Here is a 16476-nt window from a genome sequence, read left to right on the forward strand (position 1 = left end):
CCGAGGATCAGGGAAGAGGTACACCATGGTAAATGGAGACGGCCGACCGACAATCGTGCTCGTACACGGTGCGTTCGCGGACAGCAGTGGGTTCGACGGGGTCATCCGGCGGCTGCTGGCCGGCGGGTACCCGGTGGTCGCGGCGCCGAATCCGCTGCGCGGCGTCGCCTCCGACGCGGCCGGGGTCAAGGCGCTGCTGGACCGCATCGCGGGGCCGATCGTGCTGGTCGGCCACTCCTATGGAGGCGCCGTCATCTCCGCGGCTGCGGCCGGTAGCGAGCACGTGCGGGCGCTGGTCTATCTGGCGGCGTTCGTGCCGGACACCGGTGAGGCGGTCGAGGAGTTGGTCGGCAAGTTCGCGGGCAGCACGGTGAACGAGTCGCTGAAGGTGGTGCCGCTGACGGACGGACAGGTCGACCTGTATATCGACCCGGCGGTCTATCACGACCGCTTCGCGGCCGACGTCCCCGCCGAGGACGCGGCGGTGTACGCGATCGCGCAGCGTCCGGCCGCAGCGGCGGCGTTCGGCGAGCCGGCGGCCGGGCCGCAGGCGTGGCACACGATTCCGTCCTACACGCTGGTCAGCGGCGCCGACCTGATCATCCCGCCGGAGACGCAGGAGTTCATGGCGGAGCGGGCCGGGGCCACCGTCCGGGTGGTCGACGGCGCTTCGCACCTGCTCTTTGTCTCGCACCCGGAGACCGCGGTGGCCCTGATCGATCAGGCGGCTCGCGAGACCGCGAGCTGACAGTTCCGCTCCGCCGACGCGCGGGCCTGGGACAACCACTCGACGAGTTGTCCCAGCCCTGCCGTCGAATCTGCTGCACACCGGTCCGCCACCGCGACTCCGGAGGCCCTCCGGTCCCGTCGTTCTGGCCCTGCATGTTCCAGGACGCCACGATCAGGTCCCGCGCTACCGCTGCCGCCGGTATCGGCGGTTCCAGGGGCGAACAGAACCGTAGACACCGTCGTCATTGCGATGATCGCGGCCAGCCGCCTGCGCACCACGCCCACGTCAGATCCTCCAGCCCCCGACCACAACGACGATGCGGTAGCGGAGCTCCGTACCGCATCGGTAGGAATTACCTATTCGGGCAGGGGGAATTGGCCGGCGTGCGCTCCGCCGCTGCCTCCCAGGGTTCCTTCGTCCAGACCGGAACCGTGTCGTCAACCCAGTCGATCCAGTCTTTCGCGAGCGGCGGTGTGGGGCCGAGGTGTGAGGACCACGAGTCGCAGGTCGGTGTTCTGGGTGGTCAAAACGTTGGCGTCCAGCGGGATGGCCCCCACGTCCGGGTGTACGGCGGTCTTGTGCGCGCTCTCGTGATTGGCCACCGCGCCGAGGGCCCAGAGCTGGCAGAACCTGTCGTTCCCGGCCATCCGCGAGATCAGTGCCGCCACGTCGGGATCGTTGGGATAGCGGGCGCTGGTGGCGCGCAGGTCGGCCACCAACGACTGCTCGAAGTAGGCGCGTTCGGTGTCGGTCTGCCGGACTCGGGGGTTTCGGGACTCGAACTGGATGATCAAGGCGTTGCGATCGTCGGCGGTGGCACCGGCGGGGTCGCCGAAGACGGCCGCGAACAGCCGGTTCCAGTGCAGCAGCCGCCACACGGCGTCGTAGACGGCGGCCGGGGTGTCGCCGAGGTGGTCGATGACGCGGTGCAGGCTGCTGGGGATCAGTTGGGGTATCCGGTCCGGGGCCGCGGCGAAGCCGGCAAGGCGCATCAGGTGCGCCTCCTCGTTGTCAGAGAGTCGTAACGCGCGGGCCAGGGAGGTGCACACCTGCGCCGATGGTGTGGCGGCCCGGCCCTGTTCGAGGCGTGCCACGTATTCGGGGGAGATGCCGGCCAGCGCTGCCAGCTCGCCGCGTCGTAGCCCGACGACGCGGCGACGAGAGGCGTTCGGGATACCGACAGCGGCCGGGTCCGTGCGATCCCGCCAGGCCCGCAGCGCGGCTCCGAGGTCATTCATGAACCCCATGATCCGCTATCGGTCCGGGGAACTGGGTGGTACCAGCGGTACGCGGAAGACCTGTGCCTTCCACAGTGCTGGCTCGGCGCTACAGGATGGGGATCATGAGCAGAGTGACCAGAATGCATCACATCGGAGTGCCGGTCAGCGATTTGGCGCGGTCGGTGAGGTGGTACGAGGACGTCCTCGGCATCGCGCCGAACGGCGTGACGATCTCGGCGACGAACCCGGCGATCGGTGCGGTTGTCGAGGTCGAGAACGCGTCGATGCGGGCATCCTTCGCGTTGGCCGGTGACAACGTCCTGCTGGAACTCATCCAGTACGACAGCCCGCAGCCAAGGCCCTTCACCGGGCGCAACTCTGACGTTGGGGTGATGCACCTGTGTTTCGAGGTCGACGACCTCGACTCGGCGCACCGCGACCTGGTGCGGCGGGGCGTGCACGTCAACGCCGATCCGGTCGTGCTTCAGGACGGCGACGGCGTCGAAGCGGGGGCGTTGGCCGGGACGAAGATTCTCTATCTCCGTGACCCCGACGGCATCCAGTTGGAACTGTTCGAGTTGCCCGCGTAGGAGCGCCGACTTCCGACCCGGCGCCCGTCCCGGTCGGTGCGCTGCTCCGGATACCATCGGTGGGGCCGAACAACCGGAGGGCACCATTCGTCCGGCGACACGCAGAAGCTGATGACAGATATCAGGTCGGGATTGTTCGTCGCTCGCGAGGCGGAGTTGGGCGAGATCGCCGCGGTGACGGCAGCCGCGGCGCGGGGCCGTGGCGGGGCGATGCTCGTTCTCGGTGATGCGGGGATCGGCAAGTCGACGCTCATCGGTGCGGCTGCTTCGCGGCTCGACGGATGGCGGGTGCTGCGGGCCGGTGGTGTCGAGTTCGAGAGCGAGCTGCCCTACTCGGCCCTGCACCAGTTGTGCGCGCCCGTGCTCGACCACCGCGCTGGACTCCCCGTGCCGCAGCGGAGCGCGCTCGACGCGGTGTTCGGGCTGCAGGCCGGCGTCACGCCGACCCCGATGCTTGTCGGCCTGGCCGTTCTCGGCCTGCTGAGTGCCGTAGGCCGGCGCAGGCCGGTGTTCTGCGTGGTCGACGACGTGCAGTGGATCGACGCCGGCTCGCGGCAGGTACTGGCCTTCGTCGCGGCACGCGTTGCGGCGGAGCGGGTCGCCATGGTGTTCGCTGGCCGTACCGCCGCCTCGGTATCGGGGCTCGGTCGCCTGCCCGCCCTCACTCTCACCGGGCTCACCGATTCGGAATCCCTCACCCTGTTGCGGTATCGGGCGCCGTTCGGCCACGAGGAAGCGATCGTGCAACGGATCCTCGCCGAAGCGGCCGGCAACCCGCTCGCCCTGGTGGAGTTCGCCCGCGACGCGGGACCGTTCGGGCTACCCGGGGAGGCCGGGCACCGCGCCGTGGAACACCGGTTCGTGAGTCGGTTCCTGCGGCTGCCGACACCCACGCGCTCGGTTCTGGCGCTGGCCGCGGCGGAGCCGACAGGCGACCTCGTTCTGCTGCGCCGCGCGATGGCGATTCAGGGTCTGAACGCCGTGGACCTGGCCGCGGCCGAGGACAGCGGCCTGTTGGTGGCCGGGCCCCGGGTGCACTTCCGGCATCCGTTGGCGCGTTCCGCGGTGTACCTGTCGACTGGCGCCAGGGAGCGACGGCAGGCGCACGCATCGCTCGCCGCCGGTACGGACGCCGACATCGATCCCGACCGTCGCGCCTGGCACCAGGCGAGCGCGATCGATGGCCCGGATGAGGAGACCGCGGCCGAGCTGGAGCGTTCGGCCGGACGAGCACAGCGCCGCGGCGGACTCGCGGCAGCGGCCGCGTTCCTCGAGCGCGCGGCCCGACTGACACCCGGCCGGTCACGGCGGGCCCGCCGGTTGTTGGCCGCGGCCCGGGCGCGGTTGGGCTCGGGGGCGCCGTCTGCCGCCCGGGAGTTGGTGGACGAGGCCGAGCGTCTCCATCCGGACCCCGCCGACCGCCACGCCGCGCGGCTGCTGCGCGCCACGATCGACTATCACGTGGCGCGCACCATCCCGGCGACGATCGCGCTCATCGACGCGGCCGACGGCGTGGGGCCCGACGAGGTCCGCGAGACCTACCTGGAGGCTTTCGCGTCGCTCATGTTCAGCGTCGACGAGCCGGGGAGGTTACGGCGGCTCGCCCTGCACATCCGGGAACGGGTACCCCAGCGTCAGCCGCCACGTCCGGTTGACCTGCTGCTGCGGGCATTGGTCGAGCAGCATCTGCGCCCGGTGGACGAGGCGATGCCCATGATGCGCCGTGCGGTCGACGCCTTCCGGGACCACGCCCGCACGCCCGGCGCGGATCCGTGGTGGATGGAACGTGCCTGTGTGTTGAGCGTCGACATCGGTGACAGCGATGCTATGGAGCAGATCGCCGACCGTCAGGTGGAACTCGCCCGGGCGCAGGGGGCCTACGCGATCCTTCCCCATGCGTTGCGCTTCCAGGCGGTCGCCCGGACGATCATGGGTCGCTTCGCCGACGCGCAGGTCTGCATCATCGAGGCGCGTGCGGTCGACGAGGCCGCCGGGACGTCAAACCTCGTCGGGTCCGACCTGATGCTTGCCGCCTGGAGCGGGGACGTCGAACGGTTCCGCGAGATCCGGGAGAAGCTGCGCGACTGGGTGGGGGTGAAACCCACCGCGCTGCACTACGCGATCGGCGTTCTGTGCAACGGCAGCGGCGACCATGAGGCCGCGATCGACGCGTTGCTGCTCGTACGGGACCAGCACCGGCGCGGGGCGTACGCCGCCTCCGTCTTCCACCACGAGCTGGTCGAAGCCGCCGCCTACGTCGGACGTCCCGAAGAGGCCAAGGATTCGGCTAAATGGATCGGGGAGGTCGCACGGGTCAATCCGAACGCGTGGACGACCGGTGCGCATCTACTGGCGAGTGCGCTGCTCGACCCGGGGCTCGGCGCGCAGGACCACTACCGTGCCTCGATCAGCCGGTTCGCCGGGAGCCGGATGCGAGTCCACTACGCGCGTGCCCGACTGCTCTACGGGCAGTGGCTGCGACGGGTCGGCCGTCGCGCCGAGGCGCGGGTGGAGCTGCGCGCCGCGCACGAACTGCTCTCCACCATCGGCGCGCGCGGGTTCGCCGGCCGCGCCGCCCGCGAACTGGACGCCATCGGCGAGTCGACCCTGGCCGACGACGCCGATCCGCTCGCGGGGCTGACCGCCCGCGAACTACTCGTCGCCCGCAGGGTTGCCTCCGGCGCGGGCACCAAGGAGGTTGCCGCGCTGCTGTTCGTCAGCCCGCGAACGATCGACGCCCACCTGCGCAACCTCTACCGCAAACTGGGCATTACCTCACGCCGGCAGCTCCGAGAACTACTCCGCTGACGGAGCCGGGCCGACCGAGCGACAAAGGGGCCCCGCCGGTACGAGACCGGCGGGGCCCTTGGGTCACGTCAGCGCCGGGCGCGATCACACTCCCGTTCGGCACGCGACTTCAGCTCCGTCAGCCACGTCTCCAGGCCCGCCCCGAGAGCCACGGTGGAGAAATCGACGTCCTGCTCGACCTGGTCACCGCGCCACGTCTCCTCGGTACGCACGAGAACCCGGCCGTCGATCTCGGTGAACGTCCACACGTGCACCCCCTCGTCGATGCGCAGCCCCGCACCGATCGCCGGGCCGTTCCAGCGAAGGCACCTCTGGTGCTGAAGCTGCCGGACGGTGGAGGTGACGACGAGGGTCGTGGCGGGATTCAGCGCGGTCTCGAGGACCGGTGTCGTCCACCGGAACGACGAACCGGGACGCAGTGGGCCACGATCGAGCCGCTTGCTGGACAGAACGGGCTTCTGCCACGACGGCCAGCGTTCCACGTCGGTCTGCAGCTTCCAGACGGTCCGTAGCGGAGCGTCGATCGTCGTCTCCGTCCGATAACGAATCTTCGCCGCCGCGTCGACTGTCCTTCCCGCACATTGCACCGTCGCGGCCTCGGAGCCGCCATCGCGCCTGGCACCGGCCTGAGCCGGCGCACCTGCGGTGCCCACGAGACCGGCCACGACCACTGCCGTCGCGACGGCAAACACACGATTCTTCATGAGGCGGCCACCGCCTCGGCGGTGCCCTTGAGTCGTTCCAGCCACCTGGCGAGGGTCGTGTCGAGGCCCTCCTGGAACGGCCCAGGGTCGGCATCGACAGGCGGGCCCGCGAAGGACTCCTCGGTCGACACCTCCACACCGTCGCCGGCCGGAGTGAGCGCCCAGACGTGGACACCGAGGACCCCGTCCGGTCCGTCGCCGTATCCCCGCCACACGAGGCGCTCGCGCGGCCGTACCTGAACGATCGTCGACTCGATCTCCATGCCCGCGGCCGACCAGCGGAACACGGAGCCCGGGGCGAGCGGGCCGGGTGTTTCCACCCGTGCGTACGGGATTTCCGGCAGCCAGGTTGTCCATGCGTCGATGTCGGTGAGGATCCGCCACACGGCTTCCGCCGACGCGGTCACCGTGACGCTGTGGCGGCTGACCACCGGGGCCGACACGTCAATGCCGGCCTCGTTGGTGTCCGTAATGTTCTCCATCGTGAAGCCTCTCTGCGTCACCGACCATCTGATCGCCGGGCAGGAGAGCGAGCCGCTGGATCCGCACCCGGCAGATGCGATCGTGCCAAGACGGCAACCGCTACACATCGGCAAGAATTACCTAGTTCGCGGTACGTGGGCCGGCCACGGTGAAGGTCCTTACCTCCCTGCCTGCTGCCGGCCTCAGCCCGGCCGGTTCTCGTCGAGTCGCAGCGGCGCTGCGGTCCGGCAGCGCCCGCGCCCAGACAGCGTCGCCGTCGCCGGCGGGGTCGAGATGCTGCGGGGATCAGACCGAGTCGTGGTATCCCACGCCCGATCACCCGCCGAGGTGGTCGAGCACGGCTTGCGCGTTCCGGACCACGACCGCGATCCTCTGCTGGGCGGCGCGCAGATCCTGGGCGTGCGCCTGAATCATCGCGGTCTGGTACGCGGACTCGACTGAGAACCAGACGCCCACGACGTTGTTACGGGTCTTGCACGCCACGTCCGCGGTCGCGGTCCGCTTCTCGGCGGTTGAGGGCGTGGCCGGGCGCAGATCCGCGGCTGCCGCAGCAGTCAACGGGTCGACGTAGTGGTAGCCCTGTTCGTGCATGCACGCAGACCATCTGCCGAGCACCTGGCGCATCCGGTCGTCCGCCCGCGCCTGCTCGAAGGCGTTGAAGTCGATCGAGGTGACGAGGTGCTCGGCGATGTCCTCGGGGCTCGTGAGCTGCAGTTCGCGGCCCGCCTCGCCCGCGCAGCCGCCCGCGGGCACCTCGTGCCCCTGGTAGGTGCGGGTGGGCTGGCCGGCTGGCGCCGGGCGGCCGTCCTCGCTGCCGGTCCAGACGAGCATTTCGGCGGGCGGCACGGCGGCACCCGGCTTGGTGCGAGCGACGCTGCCTTCGCCCGGTGCGAGGTGGTACCCCCACCTGGCGGCGACGGCCGGGTCGGTGACGCCGTACCGGCGCGACATCGGTTCAGGGCCCGCGCCGCCGGTGGCTGCGGCGGGCTGTCCGCGATCGATCCCGAAGCGTCGCATGCAGTCATTGACCAGGATGGATCGAGCCCGGTCCAGGGTGACGCGCTGCTCGCCGTCGAGCCGGTACGCCGCGATGGGCAGGACCAGTCCCGCGGCACCGTCGGCGCTGCGCATCTCGGTGACGGCGGGCGGACTGGTGATGGTGATCCCACCCACGCCACCACGCTCAGCTGTGCCGTCCGGGTCGGGGGAGCAAGCCGCCGCGGTTGCGAGCAGCAGCATGAGTGCGCCCCACCGGGCGGTTCTTCGTCCGTGCGATGCCATGTTCGCTGCCCCCGGCTGTAATCGGTGGCACATGACGCCGCGGCGACAGAGCCGACGGCGTCACGTGCCACGAGGGTTTGACGTGTCTGGATGATGGCTAGTTGGGGGACCAGGAAAGCGACCGGTTGTCGTTGGTGAGACCGGCGAGGTTGTACGGCGCACTGCCCGCATCGCAGCAGACGCCCAGCGCGTACGACGGGCCGGTCATGCCGGGCTCGGACCAGATCACCGGCCGCCACGTCGTGTCGTAGTTCGATGCCGAGCCGGCGTTGTTCCAGACCCGGGTGCCGTGGCCGGACCCGGACGGCCCGAAGTAGAGAGCCGGGCTCTTCATGTCGTTGATCAGGCCGTTGAGGCAGATGGAGGCGCCCTGCTGCTGTTGCCCGTAGTAGAGGACGACCGGACCGCCGGAGCGGACGGTGCAGTTGGTTTCGACCCCGGCCGACGCCGATTCGGGAAAGGCGATCAGCGTGGTGCTGCAGGCGGTGGCCGCAGTCACGAGTCCGTGCACGACTTTTCGGTTGAGTTTCACGGTTTCCTCCCTTGGTGCCTGGTCATACGGCCAGGCATTCGCATATTGGTCCGGTCCTTATGCCTTTCCGCTGGCGATCGTCGATGAGCGGCCAGCGCATGGGGCAAACGTTGAGATCCGCGGAGGCATTGAGTGGACTGGCCACCGCCGCATTTCCCGTACGCGGTCGGTGGCTTACCCGCGTGGCGAGGCGCAGTTGACCGTCATGGTCCGGGTGTCAGACCTGGCCGACATGTCGTCCCCCCTGCTGCGGGCCGAGACGCCCGGGAACAGGGCGGCATGGCGGCCTGGATCCGTTCAGCGGTCCGCTCAAGCCGGGCGCTGTCGATTGTGGGTGCCCGCGCCGGCCAGATGGCCTGGATCGGGTCATCGTGCCAGCGGGGAACCAGGTGTATGTGAAGGTGCGGGATCGTCTGTGAGGCAGCCTGGCCGGCCGAAATGATCAGGTTCAGACCGTCCGACGCAAGTGCCTCTCTGATGGCATGGGACACGTCGAGAACGGTGTCCATCAGCGGCTGGACGTCCTCCGAGGCCAAGGCCCACAGGTCGGTCACGTGCCTGCGAGGTATCACCAGCGTGTGCCCGGCGGTTGCGGGTAGCAGCGGGACGAATGCCATCGTCTGCGGGGTTTCATAGATCCGAAGAGCCGTTGCCGTGCCGGCACCGATCTGGCAGAACACGCAGGTCCCGACGTCGTCGTTCATTCGTTCGCCCCTCTTCCGCCGCATGCTCCCATCAGAAGCGAGAGTCGAATTTCTCCGGCATCGACGTGTTCACCGTTCTGGTATGCGGCGCTCCCATACCGCGCCCGGCTCTGCTTCAGTCGAGGTGGAAGAGTCGACGTGCGGTGGAGGGAGTGAGGGCGCCATGCCGATACCGCAGATGTGCCTTCCGCCAGCGGGCAGGGTGGTCTGGGCGGCCCGAATTGCCGAGGTGGTCGAAACGATGACCGCGTATATTCGGGTTCTCCCATGGCTGGAGGCTCCAGTGAAGTTTTCGGTGCTCGGTCCGCTGCGGGCTCTCCGGGACGGCCGCCCTGTCGTCCTGCGTGGTCATCGGGAGCGAAGGATTCTGGCGGGGCTGCTGACCAGGCCGAACGGGCTGGTGACGCACGATCGGCTGGTCCGGGTGGTATGGGACGACCCTCCCTCGACGGCGCGACGACAGCTGCAGAACTGCGTCTGGCAGTTGCGGCGTCAACTCCACGGAGAGGCCGAAGGAGAGCGGATCAGTGGAGCCCCTGAGGGCTACCAGATCAACGTCGAACGGAGCGACCTCGACGCGCTGGTCTTCGACAAGCTCCTCGACGAGGCTCGTCGGCTCAGCGGGCGCCACCAGGACCAGGCGGCGATCGACGCGTACGACGAGGCACTCAGCCTGTGGCGCGGAGCGGTGGCGCTCGACGGGGTGCGGACCTCGTGGATCGAGGCTTGGGCTGCCAAGCTTGACGAGCGCCGGATCTGCGGCCTGGAGGAGCGGGTGGAGGTCCACCTGCGATTGAGTCACCACCAGGCGATGGCCTCCGAACTGACGGGGTTGGTCGCCGAACACCCACTGCGGGAACGACTCGTCGGGCAACTGATGGTCGCGCTGTACCGCGGCGGTAGGCAGGCAGACGCCCTCCGGGAATACCAGCATCTGGCCCACCGGCTCGCCGAGCTGGGGCTGACTCCCAGCCCGCACCTGGGACGGCTGCAGGTGATGATCCTCCGCAACGACGCGGCCCTGGAGATCAGCTCTCAGTCGCCGGGGCATCCGCGAGGCCGGTCTGCCGTGGCGCTGTCCCGGGGAGCGGACCCGAATCCGGTCCCACTGCCCGCGGCGTGGCTTGCGTCGACGCCGCCGGACCGCTCGGTTGACGGTGCGCCACCGTTCGAAGAGCTGCTGCGTCGGATGCGTCAGGCGGCGCAGACGACCAGCCCTCGGGTGTTGCTACCGACCCTCGCCGCGCAGGTGCGGACTCTGCGAGGGCTCGCCGAGGTCAGCATGCTGGCCGAACGCCTGGAGATTCTTCACCTGGCCGCCCGGTACGCCGAGTTCACCGGTTGGATGGCACAGGAGGCCGGCGACGACGCGGCCTGTCTGCGATGGACCCGCACCGCTGTCGCTCTTGCCGAGGCTGGCGGTGACCGGGATTTTGGCCGGTTGTTCGCAATCCGTCAGGCTGACATCGCCCTCTACGACGACGATCCGGCGCGCACCTTGACCGCTGTCGCGCCAGTGGTGAGGGACGCGAACGCTCCGCCGCAACTCCGGCGGCTGGCGATGGAACGGGTCGCTCAGGGCTCCGCCCTCATCGGCAGGTCGGACGACTTCCACGCAGCGGTGGTGGAGGTGGGTCGGGCGCACCGACAGTTGGCCGGCGGGGCGCAAGTGTTCGGGTCGGGCAACATGCCGGATCCGGCGGCGATCGTGCAGGGGTGGGGGCTGGTCGATCTCGGGTCGTACCGGGAGGCGGCGCACATCCTCGACCGGGAGGTGCTCAGGATCAGCCCGGCGGCGGGCCGGGCCCGCGCCCGGTACGGCGTTCGCCGACTGCTCGCCCACGTCGGCGCCGGCGACCTCGATGCGGCCCTGGAACTCGCTCCGGACGTGCTGGACGGCATCGAACTGGTCGACTCGGCGACCATCCGGACCGACCTGCGCCGACTGCGTCGGCTGCTGGCCCCCTGGTACCAGGACCCCACGGTCGCACCGTTGACCGCCCGGCTCACCGAGGTCCTGAGGCCGTCGGCGCGAGCCGACACGTACGGACTTGGACCGGCCGACGATTCCACCCGACGGATCGCGTGAGCATGAGCGGCATCTTCGTGAACTATCGTCGCCACTTTCGCGAGGCCGGCGACGGCAGCGAACCCGCTCTGGTCGAGGCGCTCGCCGACCGGCTCCGGCGGCACTTCGGGGACACCGAGGTGTTCCTGGATGTGGAGTCCATCCCCGTCGGCGAGCGGTACCCCAACCAGCTCCGGGCCCGGCTGAGCGACGCCGAGGTGCTGATCGCCATCATCGGTCCCGGCTGGCTGGCGGAGACCCGGCATCGGGCGACCTGGCCGGCGAAGGACTGGGTCCGCTGGGAGATCGCGGAGGCGTTGCGGCTGCCGGGCACGGTTGTCGTCCCGGTCCTGCTGGGCGAGACTCCTGTCCCGGTGGCGGATGACCTTCCGGCGGACATGCGCGAGCTTCCGGCACGCCAGTCGCAGCGTATCCGGCACGGCACGTTCCGCCTCGACGTCACCCGGTTGATCGAGGCGCTGGAGGCGCACGTCCACCCGACCTGGATTCCGCCCGAGGAGCCCGCGAAGAAGTCCGGGGTTTCCGGACGGCTGACGAGGATTCTCGCCGGTGCGGTCGGACCAGCGATCCTCGCCGCCTTTCCGTACTACTACTCACGAGCAGAAGAACCACATTCGCTCGGTGAGATTTTGCAGACCTACGCACTGGCGGTCTTTTTCGTCGCCCTGCTGCCTGTTGCCCTCTTGGCTGCGGCGTTGCATATGGCGGAATCCTTGAACAGGTTCGAACGCGCCGTCGTGGTAGCGAACCCGGCAGCCCTGCTGCTGGGGCAGGGCATGGCGATGACCTTCGTCCTGGGATTGATTCTTGGTGTGGTGGTGGCCCCCTATGCGACCGGGGAAAGCCTCAAATTCCTGATCTCATTTGTCCTGGTGTTTATGGCCATGCCGATTGTTGGTGGCTATTACCTCATCCTTGAGCAGGCTGCACGGCAGTGGCCGCCGGCTGTCCCGGCCCGCGGTGAGGCCGCCGGTGGCCGCGCCCTCCGGGTGATGGCACAGTACCGGCAACGTTCGGCCTCCCGATCCTTGCCGTTGTCCCGCCTGGAGCGCGATCAGACCGCGTGGCTGCATGGGCGCATCGAGGAGGCGATGGAAGGTCTGCGCGAGGAGACCCGGCGAGGCTGGGTCAACCAGATCAAGTCGATGGACGTTTTTTTCATCCTTCTCATCTCGCTTCAACTTCCGACCGTCACTCTCCCCGCCCTGTTGCTTCCGTGGGGATTCAGTCGTCAGGGTGCGGGCCCGGTCTGGATCCTGGGCGGTGTCGTGGTGGCTGTTGTTGTCCCCATCCTCGGACCGTTGGCGTGGGTGCTGTACGTGCGCATAAAACGACTGCGGACCGACCGGATCGCGGATGAGATCGACTCGTTCCTGCGCGAGCTTGAGACCATGCTGGCCGCCGGTCATCAGTCGGTGGCCGTGGGTTCGCACCCGCTGTCCATAGGGGATCCGCCGTGAGTAGGGCTGGCGCCAGCGCGACGGGTCACCACGCCACGACGCGATCGAGCGGGCGGTAGGCGGCAGGTGAACCCGCGACCGCCTGCCGAGGGTGACGTGCCGCCGACGCGCCGCGAGACCGATCGGGCCGTCGACCCCGGGCCACAGGTTCCCGCCACACGCCGGGAGCACCCGGCCGAGTTCGCTGTGGCGGTACCGGTGAGCGCCGGTCTGCTGCGGCTGCCCGACCGGGTGTCGGGCTGGTCGGTCCTCGCGGCGTTGCCGGCGGGCGCGGAGGCCGACGTCTTTCTACTACGCGACGCGGCGGGCGACGACCGGGTGTTGAAGATCTACCGGCCGGGGATCGTCGTCGACGAGGACGCGGTCGACCGGCTGATCGGGCTGCGCAGCGAGAGGTTGGTGACGCCCATCGACTTCGGCGTCGCTGAGGGCCGGCGCTGGGAGCTGACCGAGTATCTACCGGCTGGCACCCTGGCGGACTTCATCGGCCAGGACCCCCGCCCGGTGCCGCCGGAACTGCTGCGGCACGTGGTCGCCGAGTTGACCGAGGCGCTCGGCGAACTGCACTCGGCGACCATCGTGCACGGCGACCTCAAACCGTCGAACATCATGGTCCGGAGCCTTCCTCCGGACCTCGGGCTGGCGCTGGCCGACTTCGGACTGAGCAGGTACCTCGGTCCAGCATCGGTGCGATTCACCAGCCGCGGCGTGACGTTCGCCTATGCGGCGCCGGAGAGTTTCGCCGGCGCCTATTCCCCGGCGGGCGACTGGTGGGCCGTCGGTGTGGTGGTCCGGCAACTGGCCACCGGCCAAGCCCCGTTCGAGGGTCTCGACGAGCGGATCATCCAGCACGAGGTGACGGTCCGGGGCGCATCCGTCGACGGCGTCGCGGACCACCGGCTGCGGCTTCTCTGCGAAGGGCTCCTGGTCAGCGACCCGGACCATCGGTGGGGCGAGGCGCAGGTCCGGCGGTGGCTGTCCGGCGGATCGCCCGAGGTGCACCGTCCGGCCTCGACGCGACGTGCGACGCCGCTGATCCTGAAAGGGGTGCCCTACCGCACCCGCTCGGAGGTCGCACGCGCGATGGCGGCCCACTGGAGCGACGCGGTGGACATGTTCCTGCGACGCGTCGGCACGCGAAGAGACCCCGGCGAGGGGTGGCGCGTGCTGCGCGCCTGGCTGGAGCAGTTCGACGACGATGTCGACGAACGGATCCGGCTGATCGACCAGGCGTTGACCCACCCGGATCACACCCCCGATGTGCGAATGGTGCACCTGCTGCGCTGGCTGGACCGGGGGCAACCGGCGACCTACCTGGGGCTACGAGTGGGGTCGGAGCACCTTGCCGATGTAGCGGCTGTGGCGGTGCGGGAGCCGGACGGCCGGGCGGCCTCGGCGGTGCGTGACCTGTGGCGGTACTCGCTCCTGCCGGTGCTCGCCGACTTCGGCGACGGCCAGGCCCTGGTGCAGGTGGACACCCGTTGGCGGAGCTCGGCACAGGACCTCGACGCGCTCGCCACCCGGGTCGATCTGCCACCACAGGCTACGTCGATGCTGGCGGCGCGCCGAACCGAGCACCGGGCCGTCCTGCTCAGCGTCGCCGCCGATCCGGATCGGTTGCGACCGCTGCTGGACGGCGCGGTTCGGGATCGCGAAGAGGTCACCGAGCACCTGGACTGGTTCGAGGCACTGCCTCCGGTGACCGACGTGGCCAGCGCGCTGTGTGTGTTGACGGTCGTCCCCGCCGCCGTGCAGGAGTGCGCCGGCATCGTCGAGGCCCGTACCCGGGGACAGCGCGTTCTCGACGAGGAACTGAAGCAGCTCAGGGCCGGGCGGCCGAAGGCCCTGTCGCTCGCCGCGGCGGCCTCCATGATCTGGGCGCTGGTCGTCGCCGCTCCCGTGTTCCTGCCCCATTTCTCTCCCGACCCACGTCTCGTGATCAGAGACATGTCGATCCCCGTCGCGGAATGGCTGGTGCCCACCCTGGCCGAGGTCGGCCTCGCGGTGCGGACTGGATCCTTCTACCATCCGCGCTGGTCCGCGCTCGACCGAATGCGGTGGCTGGTCCGTCGCGTGCCCACCGGCTGGGCGGCGCTTCGCAGGGGCGCCAACCGGGTCCGGGGCGGCGCTCCGCCGCTGCTGCTCGGTGTGCTGGCGTTGGCCTGCTGCTGCGGCAGCCCGTTCCTCTGGTCGGCAGCGCTACTGGCCGTCGCCATGGTCGCGCTCATCGGGCCGGTGGTGCATCTCGGCTGGACCGGCACCCGGATATGGCGTTTCGGTCAGTTCCGGCGACAACGAAGCCGTGAATTGCTCGGCAGCGAACCCACTGAGCGGCGAGACGGGGGCGAAGCGGAATGAGCGCTGGCAGTGTGGTGGTGTTCCCGGTGGCGGCCGTGATCGGCGCCGCAACCATCGTCGGAATCCGCGCCACGGCGGCACTCGGCGAGCTACTCCAGGTGAGCCCAGCCGAGGCAGCCGCCCGCAACGCGCGGATCCGGGCACACACCACCGCACGGCGGCAGGCCGTCGCCGCCCAGGAGTCGCAGCGGGACCAGGCCGTCCACGCCTGGGAACTGCGACTTGAACGCCGGGCCGCCGCCCGGGTCGACGCGGCGTATGCGGCGTCCGCCCTCGCACAGCAAGGACTGCCGGCGGAGCCCGCGCTGGCTGAGCCCTCCGTCTCGGCGTCCGAATCGGTCTGGGACGCCTGGTGCGACGACGTCGACCGGGTCCTGGCGGGAGTGTTCAGGCGCGCCGCCGCCGCCCGGGCGGTCACCGCGGCACGGGGTCTCGCGGACCTGCTGCCACCGGTGTCGGCCGCGGCGCTGCGGACCGCGGCGGACGGGATTGGCGAGCCAGAGCCGCTGCCCGGCGGTGGTTCGGACCCCGCCGCCGCCGTGGTGCGCATCCTCGCGGGCCTGCACCCGATGGCCGCCGCCGAGGGCCGCGCCAGAGCCGAGGCCGCCGCCGCTGACGTCTGGCGCCGGCCCGACGAGCGACGGCCGCGCCTGCGGCAGGTGCAACTGCGGGTGCAGGAGGCCAACAAGCTGGTGCGGGTCCGGCGCTCGGATGCCGTCGTCGCGGCGGAACTGCTGGACGCGATGGAACCGTACGCGGCGCAGCAGGATCTTGACACCGGCGCGCTGGACCGGGCCAGGGCGGGCCTCGTCGACGTGGTGTCCGGCCGGGCGGAGCTCAACGACCAATTGTTGAACGAGGTTGAGCAACTGCGGTCGGAGATGGAGGAGCGAGCGTTGGCGATCGCGGTCCAGGACGCTGTGGCGGACGCGCTGACCGAGCTGGGCTACAGCGTGGGCACCGAGTTCAGCGTCGGGCAACCCAGCACGGGCAGGCTCGCGGTGAGCCGACCCGACGACGCGGACCACCTGGTGCGTTTGAAAGTCGACGCAAGGGCACGCAGGATTCAGTCGATGGTCTACCGGACCGGACCCGGCGAGAACCCCCACGCCGACACGGCAGCCGAGCACCGCTGGTGCGCCGACCTCGAACAGGCACTGGCCACTCTCCGGGAGGCCGGATTGCCGTGCGCGCACACCGAGCTGCGTCACCCGGGCGCCGAACCCACGCCCCGCACGGCGCCGCAGCAGCGCACTGAGCCCCGGCGGCGGCTCAGAAGCCGCGAGGCGGAGGGAGACATACGGTGATCGACGACCTCGCGGGCTGGCCGGCGTTCGCCCGCGAACTGCACGCGACACTGCCGACCCAGTCGCAGTACGTGTTGTGGGGCAACGCCCACGATTCGTACCTCATCGACACGCCCACCGGGGTGCGGCTGCTCTCCCTCACCGACGTGATACGTGAGCTGCTGGACCGGAGCGGCTACACCTTCGTACTCGATCATGATCTGATCGATT

General features: G+C 69.9%; 13 protein-coding genes. 7 read left to right on the plus strand and 6 right to left on the minus strand.

Annotation, left to right across the window (positions count from 1 at the left end; translation table 11 throughout):
• Nucleotides 1-55 precede the first annotated feature (55 nt).
• Nucleotides 56-748 carry an alpha/beta hydrolase gene (locus AB0J36_RS11840; protein ID WP_357392399.1) on the plus strand — a complete coding sequence of 231 codons (693 nt, stop codon included), beginning with the start codon at nt 56-58 and terminating at the stop codon, nt 746-748.
• A 419-nt stretch (nt 749-1167) separates the two neighbouring features.
• On the opposite strand, the gene AB0J36_RS11845 is transcribed toward AB0J36_RS11840, so the two are convergent.
• Nucleotides 1168-1968, minus strand: coding sequence for a helix-turn-helix transcriptional regulator (locus AB0J36_RS11845; RefSeq protein ID WP_357134616.1), 801 nt, complete (start codon nt 1966-1968; stop codon nt 1168-1170).
• 122 nt (nt 1969-2090) lie between these two features.
• Here AB0J36_RS11845 and AB0J36_RS11850 point away from each other — a divergent pair, with 122 nt between their 5' ends.
• Entirely contained in the window at nt 2091-2540 is a 450-nt protein-coding gene (locus tag AB0J36_RS11850) for a VOC family protein (RefSeq protein WP_357174264.1), read from the plus strand.
• 111 nt (nt 2541-2651) lie between these two features.
• A complete protein-coding gene (locus AB0J36_RS11855) occupies nt 2652-5348 on the plus strand; it encodes an AAA family ATPase (RefSeq protein ID WP_357392400.1) in 2697 nt (898 codons plus the stop codon).
• Between the two features lie 68 nt (nt 5349-5416).
• Here the strand turns inward: AB0J36_RS11855 and AB0J36_RS11860 are convergent, their stop codons facing one another.
• From AB0J36_RS11860 to AB0J36_RS11880, 5 genes are all read right to left on the minus strand, one after another.
• A complete protein-coding gene (locus tag AB0J36_RS11860; protein ID WP_357392401.1) occupies nt 5417-6052 on the minus strand; it encodes an SRPBCC family protein in 636 nt (211 codons plus the stop codon).
• Nucleotides 6049-6534 (minus strand): SRPBCC family protein, encoded by a 486-nt coding sequence (locus AB0J36_RS11865; RefSeq protein WP_357392402.1) that lies wholly within the window; start codon nt 6532-6534, stop codon nt 6049-6051. The genes AB0J36_RS11860 and AB0J36_RS11865 overlap by 4 nt, the downstream gene beginning before the upstream one ends.
• Before the next feature lie 316 nt (nt 6535-6850).
• Nucleotides 6851-7708, minus strand: a complete 858-nt coding sequence (locus AB0J36_RS11870; RefSeq protein ID WP_357392403.1) for a hypothetical protein — start codon at nt 7706-7708, stop codon at nt 6851-6853.
• Nucleotides 7709-7913: 205 nt separating this feature from the next.
• Entirely contained in the window at nt 7914-8348 is a 435-nt protein-coding gene (locus AB0J36_RS11875) for a hypothetical protein (protein ID WP_357134609.1), read from the minus strand.
• A gap of 203 nt (nt 8349-8551) precedes the next feature.
• Complete coding sequence (locus AB0J36_RS11880; protein ID WP_357392404.1) at nt 8552-9052, minus strand: HIT family protein; 501 nt, start codon at nt 9050-9052, stop codon at nt 8552-8554.
• 283 nt (nt 9053-9335) lie between these two features.
• On the opposite strand from AB0J36_RS11880, the gene AB0J36_RS11885 reads away from it, so the two are divergent.
• The 4 genes from AB0J36_RS11885 to AB0J36_RS11900 all read left to right on the plus strand — a co-directional run bounded on the left by AB0J36_RS11885 (nt 9336) and on the right by AB0J36_RS11900 (nt 16266).
• Entirely contained in the window at nt 9336-11141 is a 1806-nt protein-coding gene (locus tag AB0J36_RS11885; protein WP_363660477.1) for an AfsR/SARP family transcriptional regulator, read from the plus strand.
• 2 nt (nt 11142-11143) lie between these two features.
• A complete protein-coding gene (locus tag AB0J36_RS11890) occupies nt 11144-12601 on the plus strand; it encodes a toll/interleukin-1 receptor domain-containing protein (protein ID WP_357392406.1) in 1458 nt (485 codons plus the stop codon).
• A gap of 198 nt (nt 12602-12799) precedes the next feature.
• Nucleotides 12800-14959, plus strand: coding sequence for a protein kinase (locus tag AB0J36_RS11895; RefSeq protein ID WP_363660478.1), 2160 nt, complete (start codon nt 12800-12802; stop codon nt 14957-14959).
• The gene (locus AB0J36_RS11900) at nt 14956-16266 is read left to right on the plus strand and encodes a hypothetical protein (protein WP_357174087.1); all 1311 of its coding nucleotides are present in this window, start codon (nt 14956-14958) and stop codon (nt 16264-16266) included. The genes AB0J36_RS11895 and AB0J36_RS11900 overlap by 4 nt, the downstream gene beginning before the upstream one ends.
• The last annotated feature ends 210 nt before the right edge of the window (nt 16267-16476 follow it).

Source organism: Micromonospora sp. NPDC049662, from assembly GCF_040675055.1.
Classification (GTDB): Bacteria; Actinomycetota; Actinomycetes; order Mycobacteriales; family Micromonosporaceae; genus Micromonospora.